16 protein-coding genes and 1 pseudogene are annotated in these 16,583 nt (G+C 61.1%); 2 read left to right on the forward strand and 15 right to left on the reverse strand.

Features of this window, described 5'->3' with window-relative positions; translation table 11 throughout:
- Positions 1-5: 5 nt before the first annotated feature.
- Together fabB and fabA are read right to left on the reverse strand one after the other, a co-directional pair.
- Positions 6-1,226 (reverse strand): beta-ketoacyl-ACP synthase I, encoded by a 1,221-nt coding sequence (gene fabB, locus NKH42_RS08650; RefSeq protein ID WP_352686801.1) that lies wholly within the window; start codon positions 1,224-1,226, stop codon positions 6-8.
- 124 nt (positions 1,227-1,350) lie between these two features.
- Positions 1,351-1,869 (reverse strand): 3-hydroxyacyl-[acyl-carrier-protein] dehydratase FabA, encoded by a 519-nt coding sequence (gene fabA / locus NKH42_RS08655; protein ID WP_352506149.1) that lies wholly within the window; start codon positions 1,867-1,869, stop codon positions 1,351-1,353.
- Positions 1,870-2,109: 240 nt separating this feature from the next.
- On the opposite strand from fabA, the gene irrA reads away from it, so the two are divergent.
- Complete coding sequence (irrA, locus tag NKH42_RS08660) at positions 2,110-2,541, forward strand: iron response transcriptional regulator IrrA (RefSeq protein WP_023676913.1); 432 nt, start codon at positions 2,110-2,112, stop codon at positions 2,539-2,541.
- A 253-nt stretch (positions 2,542-2,794) separates the two neighbouring features.
- Here irrA and NKH42_RS08665 read toward each other — a convergent pair whose 3' ends face one another.
- Positions 2,795-3,352 carry an SH3 domain-containing protein gene (locus tag NKH42_RS08665; protein WP_023676915.1) on the reverse strand — a complete coding sequence of 186 codons (558 nt, stop codon included), beginning with the start codon at positions 3,350-3,352 and terminating at the stop codon, positions 2,795-2,797.
- 155 nt (positions 3,353-3,507) lie between these two features.
- On the opposite strand from NKH42_RS08665, the gene NKH42_RS08670 reads away from it, so the two are divergent.
- The gene (locus NKH42_RS08670) at positions 3,508-4,509 is read left to right on the forward strand and encodes a 2-hydroxyacid dehydrogenase (protein ID WP_254816279.1); all 1,002 of its coding nucleotides are present in this window, start codon (positions 3,508-3,510) and stop codon (positions 4,507-4,509) included.
- A 71-nt stretch (positions 4,510-4,580) separates the two neighbouring features.
- Here the strand turns inward: NKH42_RS08670 and NKH42_RS08675 are convergent.
- From NKH42_RS08675 to NKH42_RS08730, 12 genes and pseudogenes are all read right to left on the reverse strand, one after another.
- Positions 4,581-5,063: pseudogene (locus NKH42_RS08675) on the reverse strand (GNAT family N-acetyltransferase); the annotation flags it as partial.
- Complete coding sequence (locus NKH42_RS08680) at positions 5,060-5,821, reverse strand: molybdopterin-synthase adenylyltransferase MoeB (RefSeq protein WP_352506150.1); 762 nt, start codon at positions 5,819-5,821, stop codon at positions 5,060-5,062. The gene NKH42_RS08680 and the pseudogene NKH42_RS08675, both read right to left, overlap by 4 nt.
- A gap of 79 nt (positions 5,822-5,900) precedes the next feature.
- The gene (gene recF / locus NKH42_RS08685) at positions 5,901-7,049 is read right to left on the reverse strand and encodes a DNA replication/repair protein RecF (protein ID WP_352974040.1); all 1,149 of its coding nucleotides are present in this window, start codon (positions 7,047-7,049) and stop codon (positions 5,901-5,903) included.
- A gap of 26 nt (positions 7,050-7,075) precedes the next feature.
- Positions 7,076-8,194, reverse strand: coding sequence for a DNA polymerase III subunit beta (gene dnaN / locus NKH42_RS08690; protein WP_023676920.1), 1,119 nt, complete (start codon positions 8,192-8,194; stop codon positions 7,076-7,078).
- Between the two features lie 199 nt (positions 8,195-8,393).
- On the reverse strand, positions 8,394-9,866 hold the full coding sequence (gene dnaA, locus NKH42_RS08695; protein WP_352751485.1) for a chromosomal replication initiator protein DnaA: 1,473 nt from the start codon (positions 9,864-9,866) through the stop codon (positions 8,394-8,396).
- 914 nt (positions 9,867-10,780) lie between these two features.
- Positions 10,781-11,047, reverse strand: a complete 267-nt coding sequence (gene rpsT, locus NKH42_RS08700; RefSeq protein ID WP_023676922.1) for a 30S ribosomal protein S20 — start codon at positions 11,045-11,047, stop codon at positions 10,781-10,783.
- Between the two features lie 159 nt (positions 11,048-11,206).
- Entirely contained in the window at positions 11,207-11,980 is a 774-nt protein-coding gene (locus NKH42_RS08705; protein WP_254816283.1) for an enoyl-CoA hydratase, read from the reverse strand.
- A 24-nt stretch (positions 11,981-12,004) separates the two neighbouring features.
- Entirely contained in the window at positions 12,005-12,895 is an 891-nt protein-coding gene (gene mutM / locus NKH42_RS08710) for a bifunctional DNA-formamidopyrimidine glycosylase/DNA-(apurinic or apyrimidinic site) lyase (RefSeq protein WP_352751487.1), read from the reverse strand.
- Positions 12,888-14,129 (reverse strand): phosphopentomutase, encoded by a 1,242-nt coding sequence (locus NKH42_RS08715; RefSeq protein ID WP_352751489.1) that lies wholly within the window; start codon positions 14,127-14,129, stop codon positions 12,888-12,890. The genes mutM and NKH42_RS08715 overlap by 8 nt, the downstream gene beginning before the upstream one ends.
- Before the next feature lie 388 nt (positions 14,130-14,517).
- On the reverse strand, positions 14,518-15,138 hold the full coding sequence (locus NKH42_RS08720; RefSeq protein WP_352751491.1) for a TadE/TadG family type IV pilus assembly protein: 621 nt from the start codon (positions 15,136-15,138) through the stop codon (positions 14,518-14,520).
- Between the two features lie 30 nt (positions 15,139-15,168).
- Positions 15,169-15,729, reverse strand: a complete 561-nt coding sequence (locus NKH42_RS08725) for a TadE/TadG family type IV pilus assembly protein (RefSeq protein ID WP_352751493.1) — start codon at positions 15,727-15,729, stop codon at positions 15,169-15,171.
- Between the two features lie 152 nt (positions 15,730-15,881).
- Positions 15,882-16,304 (reverse strand): pilus assembly protein N-terminal domain-containing protein, encoded by a 423-nt coding sequence (locus tag NKH42_RS08730; protein ID WP_254816289.1) that lies wholly within the window; start codon positions 16,302-16,304, stop codon positions 15,882-15,884.
- Positions 16,305-16,583 lie beyond the last annotated feature (279 nt).

A 16,583-nucleotide genomic window follows, 5' to 3' on the forward strand; every position in this document is an offset into this window, starting at 1 on the left:
AATCCTTATGCGGAATAGCGCTGGAAAATCAGCGTAGCGTTGGTGCCACCGAAACCGAACGAATTGGACAAAACAGTGTCGATCCTTGCGTTGTCGATGCGCTTGCGCACGATCGGCATGCCTTCGAATTCCGGATCGAGGTTCTCGATGTGGGCGCTCTCGCCGATGAAGCCGCCTTGCATCATCAGGATCGAGTAGATCGATTCCTGCACGCCGGCCGCACCTAGCGAATGGCCGGTCAGCGATTTCGTCGATGTGATGAAAGGCATGTTGTCGCCGAACACCTCGCGGATGGCGCCCATTTCCTTGGAGTCGCCGACCGGCGTCGAGGTGCCGTGCGTATTGATGTAGTCGACTGGTGAAGTGACGGTCGCCATTGCCTGTCGCATGCAGCGTGCCGCGCCTTCGCCCGATGGCGCCACCATATCGTAGCCGTCCGATGTGGCGCCATAGCCGACGATCTCGGCATAGATCTTGGCGCCGCGCGCTTTTGCGTGCTCGAGCTCTTCAAGAATCAGCACGCCGGCGCCGCCGGCAATGACGAATCCGTCGCGATCGACGTCGTAGGCGCGGGAGGCGACCGATGCCCTGTCGTTGAACTTGGACGACATGGCGCCCATGGCATCGAAGAGATCCGACATCGTCCAGTCGAGATCCTCATGGCCGCCGGCGAACACGATGTCCTGCTTGCCCCACTGGATCAGCTCGTAGCCATTGCCGATGCAATGCGCTGACGTCGAGCAGGCCGATGAGATGGAATAGTTGACGCCGTGGATCTTGAACCAGGTGGCAAGCGTCGCCGACGCGGTCGACGACATCGCTTTTGGCACCGCGAACGGGCCGATCCGCTTGGGGCTGCCGTTTTTGATCGTGGTCTCGGCCGCCTCGACGATTGCACGGGTCGACGGTCCGCCGGAGCCCATCACGATGCCGGTGCGCTCGTTGGTGATGTCGGTCTCGTCGAGGCCGGCATCTGCGATCGCCTGGTCCATTGCGACGTGGTTCCAGGCAGCACCCTGCGACAGGAAGCGCATGGCGCGACGGTCGATCATGCCCGACGGATCCAGTGTCGGCGCACCCCACACCCGGCAACGGAAGCCATGCTCGGCGAAAGAGTCGGAGAAGCTGATGCCGGATCTGGCATCGTGCAGCGAGGTCTGCACCTCGTTGGCATTATTGCCTATCGACGACACGATGCCGAGACCTGTGACTACGACCCGTCTCATTCGCAACTCCTTCCAGCGCGGACCTCCGAAACCTGAAATCGATTTGCGGAACGGAACCATGCGCAAAATTAAAGTGCTACAGCGTCCTTTGGACGTCCAAGACGTGGCACTGTAGGGTCTTCGTTCAGACGGCGGCCGATTGCTTGGAAAGACCGACCTTCAGATCCGTTGCCGCATATATGGGCTCGCCATCTGCCTTCAGCCAGCCATCGGCGATACCAAGCACAAGCCGACCGCGCATCACCCGCTTGAAGTCGACGCCATACTCCACCTTCTTGACCGTTGGCGTGACCATGCCTTTGAACCTCACCTCCCCGGTCGACAGCGCCATTCCCTTGCCGGGTTCACCGAGCCATCCGAGATAGAACCCCGTCAACTGCCACATGGCGTCCAGGCCCAGGCATCCCGGCATGATCGGATTGCCGATGAAATGGCAGGCGAAAAACCACAAATCCGGCTTGATATCGAACTCCGCGCGGATGAAACCCTTGTCGAACGCACCGCCAGTTTCGCTGATCTCGGTGATGCGGTCGAACATCAGCATCGGCGGATAGGGCAGCTGCGCATTTCCCGGTCCGAACAGCTCGCCGCGGGCGCAGGCAAGCAATTCCTCGTAACCGTAGCTGGATTTCGAACCCGCCATCAATCTCGTCCCCGTGATCGTCCCGGGCGAAAGGCGCCCTTGTCGGTGGTTTCCTAACACAATCTGTTTCAGGCCGGAAACCGGCGTTTGCGCTTAACCTGCCCGTCTGCCCGGGTCAATGCGCGCTATTGATCGCATTCGGTCGACAGAATATATGTCAGGACACGTCCAGTTTCGGCAGATGCTCAATTTCTGCCATGTTGGACGTGTCTGAGGCGGAACTGTGAGCGCGACGGATAGATGGATCTGGGTTGCCGGAAGGATAATGTCGCTGTGGACAAGCGGGTTCGCGAGGCCGGTCTGAGGCCGACACGCCAGCGCATCGCACTGGCCGATCTGCTTTTCGCCAAGGGCGACCGCCATCTTTCGGCCGAGGAACTGCACGAGGAGGCGCTTGCCGCCGGCGTGCCGGTGTCCCTGGCCACCGTCTACAATGCTCTGCACCAGTTTACCCAGGCAGGTCTTCTGCGCATCCTTGCCGTCGAGGGATCGAAGACTTATTTCGACACCAACACATCCGATCACCATCATTTCTATATCGAGGGCGAAAACAGGATCTTCGATATCGACAGCGGCCCGGTGACGGTTTCCAACCTGCCGGAACCGCCGGAAGGCATGGAGATCGCCAATGTCGATATCGTGGTGAGACTGCGTCCGAAACGCTGCGACTGACCGGCGCCTTATGAATTCCTGGATTTGACGCTCCGGCTTTGAATGGGTCGCCGTCGCGGTGGCGGCTTTTGTCTTCTATGCGATCGCTGGTGTTCCTGGTGGTTGTTTGGGATATGGCTTGAAGCTGTCGAGCAGTTTCCAGGATACCCATCTCGGCCGCATCGGCCGCTAAACCATCCCCGAACCGAAGATCAGCGAAACAAGTGCCGGATCCGGTGCTTGCCGTGCTGGCCCGACCTGCGGTCCAGAAACGTCAGTTCTTGACCTTTTCGCCGGGATAGGCACCCCAGACGAGCGACTGCGCGAGCCAGCCGGTATGACCGTCGAAGGTCATTTCGCACCACTGGCCATCGCAGGACTTGATCGTGCCCATCACCCCCGGTTCGAGGATCGCGATGACGCCAGCATCTTTTGCCGGGTCGTCTAGGAGGTTGACGCGAGCGTCCTTGCCGCGCTGCCAGGGGGCGACGATCGCCGTGCGGCGGCCCGAAAGCAGCGACTGATTGATCCAGCCTTCCGAGCCGTCGGCATCGCGCACACGGCGCCACGTATCGAACTCCTGGATGATCTCCATCGGCAGGCCTGGCTTCATATACATCCAGTCGACGGAATAATTGACGCCCGGCCCAACGCGCGAGTTGACGCGGCCGGATTTCAGGCTGACGAAGCGCGGCAGCGGCAAGCCGCTTGGTCCGAGCGTGACGCTCTGGGCGGGTGCCGCGGCACTTTGCGCCATCACCAGTGGGCTATGGATGAGAGCGCCGAGGAATGCTGCACTGAGGGTCAGGCGGAGCGACGCGAAACCAGACACTTTCGTTCCTTTCGGCGCCGGCCCATCGGCCTTCGCCCCTTTTTCTTTGTCTTCGGCGGAACCGCTTGTTACATGAATGACCGGTACCGCGATCGGCTCTCAGTTTCGCCGTTCTTGGTTAAAGAGGTCTCAACGAGATCGGGTTCGAGGAAACAATGGCAGGCAAAAAGAAGCCCCTCGTCATCATCACGCGCAAATTGCCCGACCCGGTCGAGACCCGCATGCGCGAGTTGTTCGACGCCCGCTTGAATGTCGAGGACAGGCCGATGACGCAGCCGGAATTGGTGGCGGCGGTCAAGGAGGCCGACGTGCTGGTGCCGACCGTCACCGACAATATCGATGCGGCGCTGATTGCCCAGGCTGGCGACAACCTCAAGCTGATCGCCAATTTTGGCAATGGCGTTGACAAGATCGATGTTGCGGCAGCGGCCAAGAAAGGCATCACCGTCACCAACACGCCGAACGTGTTGACCGAAGATACGGCCGACATGACCATGGCGCTAATGCTGGCCGTGCCGCGGCGGCTGGCCGAAGGCGCCAACGTGCTGACCGGCGACAAGAAATGGGCGGGCTGGTCGCCGACTTGGATGCTCGGCCGGCGCATCTGGGGCAAACGGCTCGGCATTGTCGGCATGGGTCGCATCGGCACCGCCGTCGCCAGGCGCGCCAAGGCCTTTGGCCTCTCGATCCACTACCACAACCGCCACCGCGTGCTTCCGGCAATCGAGGACGAGTTGGAAGCGACATATTGGGAAAGCCTCGACCAGATGCTCGCCCGAATGGACATTATCTCGGTCAATTGCCCATCGACACCGGCAACCTTCCACCTGCTTTCGGCGCGGCGGCTGGCGCTTCTGCAACCGTCAGCTTACATAGTCAACACCGCGCGCGGCGATATCATCGATGAGGAATCGCTGGTCAAGCTCATCCATGACGGCAAGATCGCCGGCGCCGGCCTCGACGTCTACGAGCACGAGCCGGCGCTGAACAGCAAGCTGCTGAAACTTGCCCACAAAGGCAAGGTCGTGCTGTTGCCGCATATGGGCTCGGCGACCCTCGAAGGCCGTATCGACATGGGCGAGAAGGTAATCATCAACATCCGCGCCTTCTTCGACGGTCATCGTCCGCCCGACCGTGTGCTGCCGCTGAGGGCGTGACCTGCCATCGCGCCGGCATGGTCTTGCCGCGGCAACCGCGCGTTCGTCTTTGGATAGCGTTTGCCTACGGGAAGCATCTTGCGCATGGTGATCGAGGTCGGCCGGTCGTAGCCCTTGTGCGCTGTCCGTTCGGTTTCACGAAAACCGAGGCGGGCAAAGGCTGCGTGATTTCCGGTCAGCTCGATCCGGGTCTGGAGCTCGATGGCGGTCCTGTTGTGGCTGCGGGCAAGATCTTCGACGGCCTGCATCAGCTGTTTTCCGACGCCTTGTCCCTGAAGCGTCGGCTCGACCGCGAGCTTTCCAATATAGAGGTCGTTTGCGCGCTTAAGGACGAAGACGCAAGCGACGATCTCGTTTTCCTTCAGGGCCAGGAATGCTGTCTCCTCCAGCGCTCTAGCCCTGAGATTTTCAACGGTAAGGCGATGCGCCGAGGACGGCGGGTCAATGACGCCGTCCATGAAGGCGAAGGCGCGCATGATCAGAGCCAGGACCTCGTCCCACCGGTCGAAATCGGCCGCAAGCTGCACAATGGAGACCTCGGCAGACTGGCTCACGGGCTGGTTCGCTTGTAGCGGATCGTGTCGAAGCGTGCCGCCAGCGCATCGTAGAGCAACAGTCGCCCGACCAGCGGCTCGCCAATCCCGGTGATCAGCTTGATCGCTTCCATTGCTTGCAGCGTGCCGATGACCCCGGTCAGCGCGCCGACAATGCCGGCCACCGCGCAGGACGGCACCAGTCCCGGCGGCGGTGCTTCGGGAAAAAGATCGCGGTAGCTTGGGTTCAACTTGCCGTCCGGGCCGGTCTCGAAAGGCTTCAGTACGGTGACCGAGCCGTCGAAGCGGCCAACGGCGGCGTGCACGAGCGGCCGGCTTTCGGCGGCGCAGGCGTCGGCCACTGCGTAGCGTGCCTCGAAATTGTCGGAGCCGTCAACGACGATGTCATAACGGGCGATGAGGGCAGGGGCGGTGTCTGCGGTCAGCCTGAAATTGTGCTCTTCCACGACTACGTTTGGATTGATGCGGGTGATCGCAGCCTTGGCACTGTCGGTTTTTGCCATGCCGACCATGTCCGTGCCGTGAATCACTTGTCGTTGCAGGTTGGAAAGGGAGACGCTGTCGTCGTCGACGATACCGAGCGTGCCAACGCCCGCAGCGGCGAGATATTCGAGCACCGGCGCACCCAATCCGCCGGCGCCAATGACCAGCACCCGCGCCCGCTTTAGCCGCTGCTGGCCGGCGCCGCCGATTTCGGGCAGCACTATGTGGCGGGCGTAGCGTTCGAGCTCTTCGTCGGTAAGGGCGGCTGTGATCATCCCCGGGACCATATAACGGAGGAAAAAACTTGTCAGGCATCAATGCGTGCCGCTCAGAAGTGCGCGCCATGGCCGAAGGTCAAATGGTCGGCCTGACCTTACCGTGATCTACGGTCAGGAACTGCGCTCGTCCCTTGAGGCTGTCAAACAACGCGGCATCGGTCCCGGTCATGAAGGCCTGGCAGTTCAGTTCCTCCAGGATCGAGAACAAGGCCGCCCGTCGACCGCCGTCGAGATGGGCGGCAATCTCGTCGAGCAGCAGGATCGGCGTCATGCCCGATATTTCGCCGGTTAGCCGCGCATGCGATAAGACGATGCCGACCAGCAGCGCCTTCTGCTCGCCGGTCGAACAGAGCTCGGCTGGCATCGCTTTGGGCCGGTGGCGCACCACGAGGTCGGTACGGTGCGGGCCGTCGAGCGTGCGCCCGGCGGTGCGGTCGCGGTCGCGCCCCTGGGCAAGGGCGCGACGGAACCGTTCCTCTACGTCGACGGCCGGTAAAACACCGATTTCGCCTTCCAGTTCGCCCGAGATGCCGATGTCGGCTTGCGGAAACGGTCCGTCGCCGGGCAGCCGGTCGATCATGGCGGCGAGCAGGCGCACCAGTTCGGCACGCGCCGCGGCAATTGCCACGCCGGTCTCAGCCATTTGCATCTCGATCGCATCGAACCACGCACTGTCGCGCGAACCGTCGGCGAGCAGCCTGTTGCGGCCGCGCATTGCCTTTTCGTAGTCAAGCGCGCGCTGGCCGTGGCCGGGATCGATCGCAAGCACCAGCCGGTCGAGGAAGCGCCGACGATCGGCCGCCGGCCCGGGGAACAGGCCGTCCATAGCCGGTGTCAACCAGACCACGCGCAGCCATTCCAGCATGTCTTCGGCTGAGCGTGCCGCCGCGCCGTTGATCCGCACTCGCCGGCCGCCTTCGCCGTCGCTGCCCGCTATTCCGGTACCGATCTCGACCTGGCCTTCCGGCCCGTCAAGCCGGGCATGCAGCGCAAAGCCACCATCACCGCCTTCGCGCGCCACCTCGGCATAGGGTGCGCGGCGCAAGCCGCGGGCAGGCGTGAGCAGCGAGATCGCTTCAAGCAGATTGGTTTTTCCGGCGCCATTGTCGCCGGAAAAAACCACGGCGCCGGGATCAAGGTCGATTGCCAACGCCGCATAGTTGCGGAAATTCGTAAGTGTGAGCTTACTTATGTAGGTCTGCTGCGGTTTTGCAGATTTGGTCACGGCAGCAAGATGGCCCCGTTCGGGCCCTACACCCGCATCGGCATCAGCACGTAGAGCGCGGTCTCGTCGGCCATATCGTGGATCAGCGTCGGGGAACCGGCATCCGCCAGCATGAACTTCGCCTCCGTGCCGGTCAGTTGCGCGGCAACGTCGAGCAGGTATTTGGCGTTGAAGCCGATCTCGATCGGATCAGACGAATAGTCGGCCGCCAGTTCCTCGGTGGCACTGCCCGAATCCGGGTTGTTGACCGCAAGCGTGACCTGTCCTTCGGCGATCGAAAGCTTCACCGCCCGGCCGCGTTCGGACGAAATGGTCGAAACGCGATCGACGGCAGCGGCGAAACTCTGGCGATCGATAATCAGCTTCTTGTCGTTGCCGGTCGGAATGACGCGCTGGTAGTCCGGGAAAGTGCCGTCGATCAGCTTGGAGGTCAAGATAACGCTGCCGATGGTGAAACGAATCTTGGTGTCGGACAACTCGGTGGTGACTGCAACATCGGGATCGTCGACCAGCTTTTGCAACTCGCTGACCGTCTTTCGCGGGATGATGACGCCAGGCATGCCCTCAGAGCCTGCCGGCGCATCGATCTCGGCCCGCGCCAGCCGGTGGCCGTCGGTCGCGACAGAGCGCAGTTTCAGCTTGCCGCCGGCCTCGTGCGTGTGCAGATAAATGCCGTTCAGATAATAGCGCGTCTCCTCGGTCGAGATGGCGAACTGGGTCTTTTCGATGAGGCCCTTTAGTCCGACGGAATCGAGCCGGAAAATATGCGAGAACGACCCGGCTGAAAGTTCGGGAAAGTCGGACTGCGGCAGGCACTGCAGGCGGAAGCTCGAGCGCCCCGACGTCACCGTCATGGCGTTGCCGTCTTCGTCGGTCTTCAGCGCCACCTCCGCGCCGTCGGCAAGCTTGCGCACGATGTCGTAGAGCAGATGCGCCGGGACCGTTGTCGCCCCGCCGCGCTCGACCTTTGCCGGCGTCGCTTCGGTCACCTCCAGGTCGAGGTCGGTCGCCTTCATTTCAAGGCTGGCCCCCTCGGCGCTGAGCAGCACGTTCGACAGGATCGGAATGGTGTTGCGCCGCTCGACCACGCGGTGAACATGGTTGAGAGACTTCAGGAGATTTGACCGTTCCAGGATAACACGCATGACGAAACAGGCTCGCTTGAATGAATGAACGGGTCTCCGGCAAGCGGTGCCCCGCGAAAGGTCTGAACAGGCTCAGAATCTGCGTAAACTGACAGGAAAAACCCGGCAAACGCAAGCCCGCGCCACCGGTTCGGACCGGCTGCGCGGGCTTTCTAGGCATAAAAAGGCCGAAGTTCGCGAGCCGGCGTTTCTCGGGCCATCAGGCCTGGTCGTTGATCAGCCTTCTCAGCAATTCGAGCTCCTGCGCCAGTGTGTTGTCGGCACCGGAAAGATCCTCGATCTTGCGCACCGCATGCAGCACGGTCGTATGGTCGCGGCCGCCGAACCGCCGCCCGATCTCCGGCAGCGAGCGCGGCGTCAAAACCTTCGACAGATACATAGCGACCTGCCGCGGCTTGACGATGGTGCGTGTGCGCCGGTTGGACAGCAGTTCGGTCTTCGACACGTTGTAGTGGCGCGCGACGATGCGCTGGATGTCCTCGATACGCACCCGCTTCGGTTCACCCGAACGATAGATGTGGCCGAGGATCTCATCGATGCGGTCGATGGTGATCTGCGGTTCGAAGGATTGGCGAAACAAAAGCTGGTTGAAGGCACCTTCGAGCTCGCGCCCGCTGCCGGTCACCGTGCGGGCGACGTGGTTGAGGATCTCTTCGGAAATATCCAGCGACGCATCGTCGAGCTTGGCGGTGGCAAGCCTGAGCTTGAGCATACCGATACGCATGGCGAAATCCGGGGCCGACATTTCCAGCGCGACGCCGCCGTTGAGGCGCGAGCGGACGCGTGGCTCCAGCGACTCCAATTCGGACGGCGGCCGGTCGGCAGCGACCACCACCTGCTTGGCGCTGTCGAGCAGCATGTTGATCAAATGGCAGAATTCGTGCTGGATCGACTTGCCCTGCAGGAACTGCATGTCGTCGATGATGAGGAGGTCGATGTCGCGCAGCTGTTCTTTCAACGTCAGTGCGTTGTTGTCGCGGATCGCGGTGGCGAACCGCCACATGAAATACTCAGCCGTCAGATAGACGACCCGCGATTTCGGATTCTGCTTCAGCGATTCTGCGGCGATCGCCTGCAACAGATGCGTCTTGCCCAGTCCGACCGTTGCGTGAAGAAAGAGCGGATTGAAACGCACCGCGCTCGACTGCGATTCCGCGACCGCCTTGGCGGCGGCAAAAGCCACTCGGTTCGATGGTCCTTCGATGAAGGAGGTGAAAGTGTAGCGTGGATCGAGCGGCGAACCGAGAACGTTGTGCCGGAACTCGGTTTCTGCCGGCATCCCCGGGCGGGGTACCGGGACCCGTTCGACCCTGCTGGGGCTCGCCGTGCCCGCAGAGAGCGCGGTTTGCGTCTGCCTGGTCATCTTGCGCGCCGGCGCCACTTCTGGCTCAACGCTGTTGCGGCCCTGTCGTGTGGCGGTGCGAACCACGATCTCGATCTTGAGGATCTCCGGATCCTCGTGCTTCCACAATTCGGTGATGAGATCGAGATAGTGGCCGTTGATCCATGAACGCAGGAATGCGGTTGGCACTGAGATGCGGACAATGCCCTTAGAGGATTCAGCGACCTTCATGCGCCCGAACCAGCTCGAATAGACCTCGGTTCCCAGACGCGCCTTCAACTGGGCCTTGACCCGATCGAACTTCTGTTCAGCTTCATTGGAAGCCGCCATGTCGTTCCTTCCGACTAACGTTCCAGGAAATGGGAGGTCGCCTGTAAGCTCCCTTTCGATGCCGCCGCTCTGCATGATCGAGTTCCTTGTCTCTTGTACCTGTTTTCCGCCGGGGATGCGCCTCCTGCATCCATGTTTCCGGCGACCGTGTCTTCGCTGCGACACCATCGCCGCCGCCGGCTGATGAATCGCCTCGTTGTCGGTCCGGCGCCGAAGCGCCGATCCGCTTTGGTCATGTCAGGGCAACAAAATGCCGTCCGGCGAACAACCGCCGGCGCACCGTCGACCTGCCATGTACAATTACGCCAGTCCCCTACCGTATCGAAAAGACAAACCAACCCCGTCCGCGGAGTTGAATCCGCGCCGCAAACTCTGCCAATTTGAGCTGGCCGGTTTCAGGCTGGTCAAGGGCCAAGGGCCCGTCCCTTCGATGGACAGACATTACCGAAATCGTTGTGGATAGAGCAAGGCCACCCCTAACGGATTTTTAAGGAATCTGACTAGCAAGGGACTTTTCGAACGCCATGCTGCAATAGTTGATTTTGACAAAGCCATTGTGATTCAAACCCTTTTCCGGCGAATATGAAAAACGCTACACAACGCGAAATTTTCTGAAATAATTCACTTGACAGCCAATTGTCGCCTATCGGCCGCAGCTGATGTGAACAAGCTGTGGATCACCATCGGTAAGCTTATGAAAAGAAACGGAAATCCGTGACGCTCGGAAATTTTCGTATTGGCGGATTCGGAGGCTCCGAATATGAGCGGGCATGTATATGCCGGCAAAGCATTTCGAACTTTGAAATGCTCGCGGAGCGCCATTTTGCGGGCTTTCTTTTAAGTACTTGCCGGCAAACGAAAAAACCCGGCGCGATTGGCCGGGTTTGAAGTAGCGCAGTTCAGGAATGGATATATCAGGCTGACAGCACCTTGACCCGTTGGGCCAACCGCGACACCTTGCGCGATGCCGTGTTCTTGTGCACCACGCCCTTGGTCGCGGCGCGCATCAGTTCCGGCTCGGCCACCTTGAAGGCAGCCTGTGCGGCCGCCTTGTCGCCAGCCGCGAGCGCCTCTTCGACCTGGCGGATGTAGGTTCGGACGCGGGAGCGGCGGTTCTTGTTGATCGCTGCGCGACGGGCGATCTTGCGCGTTGCCTTTTTGGCCGAGGAGGTATTGGCCATGGTGCCTCTCTTCTGATCTGGTGGGCGCTTGCGGGATACCGCGGGGCGCAAAAAACAAACGGGCAGCCACAGGCCGCCTCGGTTGGTGCGGCTTATAGTTCAGCTTTTCCGGCACGTCAACGCTGCAGTGTTTTCTTTTTGACCGGTGCCCTCGTCATCTCATCGGTTCGTGAAATTCGGCTTCCGCTTGCCGGTGAAGGCCGCCATGCCTTCCTTCTGGTCATCCAGCGCAAACAGCGAATGAAACAGCCGGCGCTCGAACCGTAGACCCTCGGTGAGCGTCGTCTCATAGGCGCGGTTGACGGCCTCCTTCGCCATCATCACCGACGGTAAGGAAAAATCGGCGATCTTCGCTGCTGCCTTAAGCGCTTCCTCGATCAACTCGCCGGCTGGCACGACGCGCGAGACAAGGCCGGAACGCTCGGCCTCGGCTGCGTCCATCATTCGCCCCGTCAGGCACATATCCATCGCCTTCGACTTGCCGACAAAGCGGGTCAGGCGCTGCGATCCGCCCATGCCGGGCATGACGCCCAGCGTGATCTCGGGTTGGCCAAACTTGGCGGTGTCGGCGGCGATGATGAAGTCGCACATCATCGCCAGTTCGCAGCCGCCCCCCAGCGCATAGCCCGCCACCGCCGCGATGATCGGCTTTCGTGCCCGCGTAAATTCTTCCCAGCCGACGAAGAAATCCTGCACATAAGCATCCACGTAGGAGATCGACTGCATTTCCTTGATATCGGCACCTGCCGCGAAAGCCTTCTCCGAACCAGTGATGACCATGGCGCCAATGTCGGCATTGGCGCCCATGCTGTTCACCGAGGCGACCAGTTCCGCCAGCACTTGTGAATTCAGCGCGTTGAGCGCCTGCGGCCGGTTCAGCGTAATCAGCCCGACCTTGCCGCGGGTTTCGACGATGATGGTTTCATAGCCCATGCTTTGCTCCTCCTCGCTTCTGGTTTAAGCCTGACAGGCCCGGCAGTGGAAAGTCGAACGACCGCTTTGCACGATACGCTCGATGTGGCCGCCACAACCAGGCTTGGAGCAGGCTTCGCCCTCGCGATCGTAAACCGCGAAGGAATGCTGGAAGTAGCCCAGCGATCCATCGGTCTGCATATAGTCGCGCAACGACGAGCCGCCGGCGGCGATCGCATCGGCGACGACCGAGCGGATAGCTTCGGCCAGGCGTTCGCTCTGCTCTTTGGCTTTCTTGCCGGCTCTCGCGAGGGTGCCCGCTTCGCGCAGCGGCGACAGGCCGGCCCGCCAAAGCGCTTCCGAGACGTAGATATTGCCTAGCCCGGCAATTAGCCTCTGGTCCAGAAGTGCCGCTTTCAGCGGTGACTTGCGACCTTTCAGCAACGAAGCGAGCAGCGTGCCGTCGAGTGCGTTGCCTGTAGGCTCGACGCCTAATCCCGCCAGCATCGGATGCATGTCGGGCTCGCCTTCCGAAAACAGCATGAACCCGAAGCGGCGCGGGTCGTTGAAGATCACGCGAGAGCGGACGCCGGCAGGGGATGCGATGTCGAAGACGACGTGATCGTGAGCAGTGTTTTTCGAACGTTCGTGGTGGAACGCGCCGGGCGTTGCGCTCTCGTCGGCCGTTTCGATGCGAAACGAACCCGACATGCCGAGATGGCAGATCAGAACCGGGCCGTTGTCCATGTGCATTGTCAGATATTTGGCACGGCGGCCGAGCGCAGCAATCGTCTTGCCGGTCAGCCGCTCGGAAAATCTCGCGGGGAACGGAAACCGCAAATCCGGCCGGCGTGCCTCGACGTCGACAATGCGGGCACCTTCAAGGGCCGGCTGCAGACCGCGCCTGACTGTCTCGACTTCCGGCAGCTCAGGCATGGCCACCTATCGTGGCATGGAAGGAGGTGCCGTGACGGCCGCGCGCCAGCCCGAGATGTTCGGCCACGGTTTCGCCGATGTCGGCAAATGTCGCCCTCAGTCCGATGTCTGCGCCTTTGAAACCCGGCCGTGTCCCGATAACCGGAATCCGCTCGCGCGTGTGGTCGGTGCCGCGCCACGTCGGATCGTTGCCGTGATCGGCGGTCAAAATGAGCAGATCGCCTGACCTCAGCCGTGCGAATGCCTCGGGCAGGCGCCGGTCGAAAGCTTCGAGTGCGGCGGCATACCCCGCAACGTCGCGCCGATGCCCGAACTCGGTGTCGAAATCGACAAAGTTCGCGAAGACGAGGTCGCCGTCGCGGGCGTCTTCCATGGCGCCAAGCGCTTTGTCGAACATCGCCATGTTGCCGGCAGCCTTGCGGACTTCCGAGATGCCCCGGTGGGCGAAAATGTCGCCGATCTTGCCGACCGCGATAACCCGGCTGCCGCGCGCCGTCAGACGGTCGAGCAGCGTCGGTTCCGGCGGCGGTACGGCATAGTCGCGACGATTATGCGTTCGCTCGAACGTGGCGGCGGTTTCACCGATGAACGGCCGTGCTATGACGCGGCCGATATTCAGCGGATCGACGAGCCTGCGCACCACCTTGCAGAACTCGTAAAGCCGTTCCAGGCCGAAATGAACCTCATGCGCGGCGATCTGCAGGACGGAGTCGATCGAGGTGTAGCAGATCGGCTTGCCGGTGCGGATATGGTCATCGCCGAACCGTTCGATAATCTCGGTGCCCGGAGCATGGCAATTGCCGAGGATGCCAGGCACCTTCCCTTCACGCACCATTGCTTCGGTCAACTCGGCCGGAAAGGCGGGAATCGCGTCCGGGAAGTAACCCCAGTCGAAACGGACCGGCAGGCCGGCTATTTCCCAATGGCCCGATGGCGTGTCCTTGCCGCTCGAAACCTCTTGGGCCGCGCCGTGAAAGGCGGCGGCAAGCGGCGCACTGCCGGCATTCTCGAACCTGAAACCCGTCGCCGTTGCCGCCGCCTGGCCGAGGCCGAGCGCAAGCATGTTTGGTACAAGAAGGGGCCCGTCACGCAGGCCTTCGCGATCGGCGCGGCCTTCCGCGCAGGCCCGCGCGATGTGTGCGAACGTATTGGAGCCGGTGTCGCCATAGCGTTCGGCGTCGGCCGCGCCGCCGATGCCGAAGGAGTCGAGGACAAAAAGGAAGGCGCGTGCCATCGAAAGGTTCATCATTCCTGTGTGTTGGCTCAGACATAGGGTTCCGCGCCGCCATTGGCAATTCGGAAACCCAAACAGCACGGTTGGCATGCTGGTCCCGGAGAGACGAATCGCGGCATGGTCGATCTGCGGATGGAAATGCGCGGCGCGGAGCTCGCATGAGGCTTGCCATGACAGCATTCGCCGCCGTACTGGCTTTGCTGCTGGAGGGGTCTTGCGCAAACCTGGCGCGCGCCGATGGCGCTATGTTATCGGAACGTTCCGTATCGGTATCGTCGCCGAACCGTTGCCGGTCCGAGGGACGATGTGCCGGCTGCAGCCATCGTGCGTGTAGTCTCGGCCCGCGGTTGCAAGCAATAGCAACAGACCGGTTAGCGGGCTTCAGGCGTCAGCAATCGCTGCACGGAATGGTCGGGCTCCTGCGCGGCCGCAGATAATAAGTTTCCGCCATCGATATCGAATTGAAGACCGAGCTCAACCCGAACCGGCTTTGGCCGTCCGCCGACCAGGTGATAATTGGCTTGTAGGCGAGATCGCTCTCGACCCGAATGAGGAAAGTGCCTTTGATCTTGAGCGCGCTCGGGACCGTTGTGGTGGAATCCTTGACAGCGTCGAGACTAGAGACGCCATCCACCAGTTTGCGCGACCACACGACCAGGACTTTCGGCGTCGTCTCGTTCGTCACCTGTATCGCCGTGATAATGATCTTCGGTTTCGAGCGGTTGTAGGGCTGGAGCGTGGAACTGCCGATCGCCATGATAGCATCGACATCGGCCGCCTTGATGGTCTGCTGCTGTGTGACGAGGTCCGCTACCATGCTGCCGATGCGGCTGACCTTCTTGCTGGTCTCGATGGCTTGCGAGGCCTCCATTGTCATAAAGTACATGATCAACAGGACAGGCACGATGAGGGCAAACTCGACGGCCGCAATACCGCGGCGGTCCGAGCAAAGCCGGACTGTTCTTGTACAAATCCCCGCGATGCCCAACTGTGCCACCGCACGAATCATGGCTTTGCCCTTTTCAAGCGACTAGGTGGTTCAGTTTTCGAAAGGCTCGTTCTGCCAAGTGATCGAGGCGAAATGCAGCGTTTTGCCGTCCTTCAGATTGGCCATCGATTTGGCCATGAAGTCGGTCATCACCGGCCATTTGTAAAAAACCCGCAGCATGTTTCTCGACTCCGCCGGGCCCGGTGCGACCGTGAAGGTCTGTGTGCTCGTGCCCTTGGTCAGCACGACGTCGCCATCCTGGATCTTGAAACCGGCCAGCGCCGCATCGGCGAAGGTCGGGTATTCGCGCAAGTCCACCAGCAATCCGGGACAGGTCTTGGCGACCATGATCTCCAATTTGGTGCAGATCATATCCCGCAGCTTGGTGCCGGACACATCGGCCGGTCTTAGCTGGCCGGTACGCAACTGGCGCGCGATGTCGTCTGTGGCGTTTGCCATCACTTCCTGTGCGGCAAATGAAATGCAGCTCTCCAGGATGGCGAATACAAGAAGCGCGAAAGGAATTGCAAGCATGGCGAATTCGATTGCCGTGCTTCCGCGGCGGTCGCCCAAAAACCGTCTTGGAGAACCTGCTCGCCCAGCCTTGCTCATGTCCTCTGTCCGCCGATGCCGCTTCTGTATCGGTCCCACCCTTAGTCGGAACCGATTGAAGTCCGGTTGGAATGACCGTTAAATTCAACGGGAAGGCCTTAACCCGGCCATAACCGAAGCACGTTCTCGCCAAAGACGGAGACGTCGGCTAGCTAATGCCCGGCGCTCATCTCGGCTTCAGAGGCCTTCTCGGCATCGCTCTTATACGAGCTTTCGCAATATGGCGCGCAGGACATCGTCTGCACTTCGGCGCGTCGATAGATGCGCACCGACGCCGCCGCCTGGCGCACGACGGTTATTTGCTCATCGACGATCGGGTTGCCCTCCTGATCGAGGACGACAAGATTGGTGACGCCAAATCCCTTGCCGGTCAGTACGATCGTCGATGCGTCCTGCACGGAGGCGTCGGCGATCGCCGGATTGCCGACGACAATCGTATCGGCGGCGCGCGACAATTTGATGATCTTTGCCTGGTTCATCGTCACCTCGATGCCGGCGCCGGCCTTGGCTGGAAAGGCGAAAGCCGCTGCGGCACAAAGCACGGCAACTGGAAATGATGATCTCGGCCCGGCCATTGAGGCGCCCCCTGGCAAACTGTTCAACGGAACATGAACGAGATTGGTGAACCAACCGTTAAGCGGCTGGAGTCCAGGATCAAGCCGGAACCGGCATTGGGCCTAGCCGGCACGGCTGGAACGTCTTCGCCGAATTGCGCCTTTTGCGCCTTTTGTCGGCCCGGAGTCCTAGCGGCGGGTATTTTAGTTCTGGGTTAACCACGCAATGCCATCGAAGCGGGAAAGGAATCGGTAAGCCTGTTTATTAAGCCGATTGAAACAGCTTCTCCTTAGATTCGC

The sequence above is a fragment of the Mesorhizobium sp. M1142 genome, from assembly GCF_040318565.1.
Lineage (GTDB): Bacteria > Pseudomonadota > Alphaproteobacteria > Rhizobiales > Rhizobiaceae > Mesorhizobium.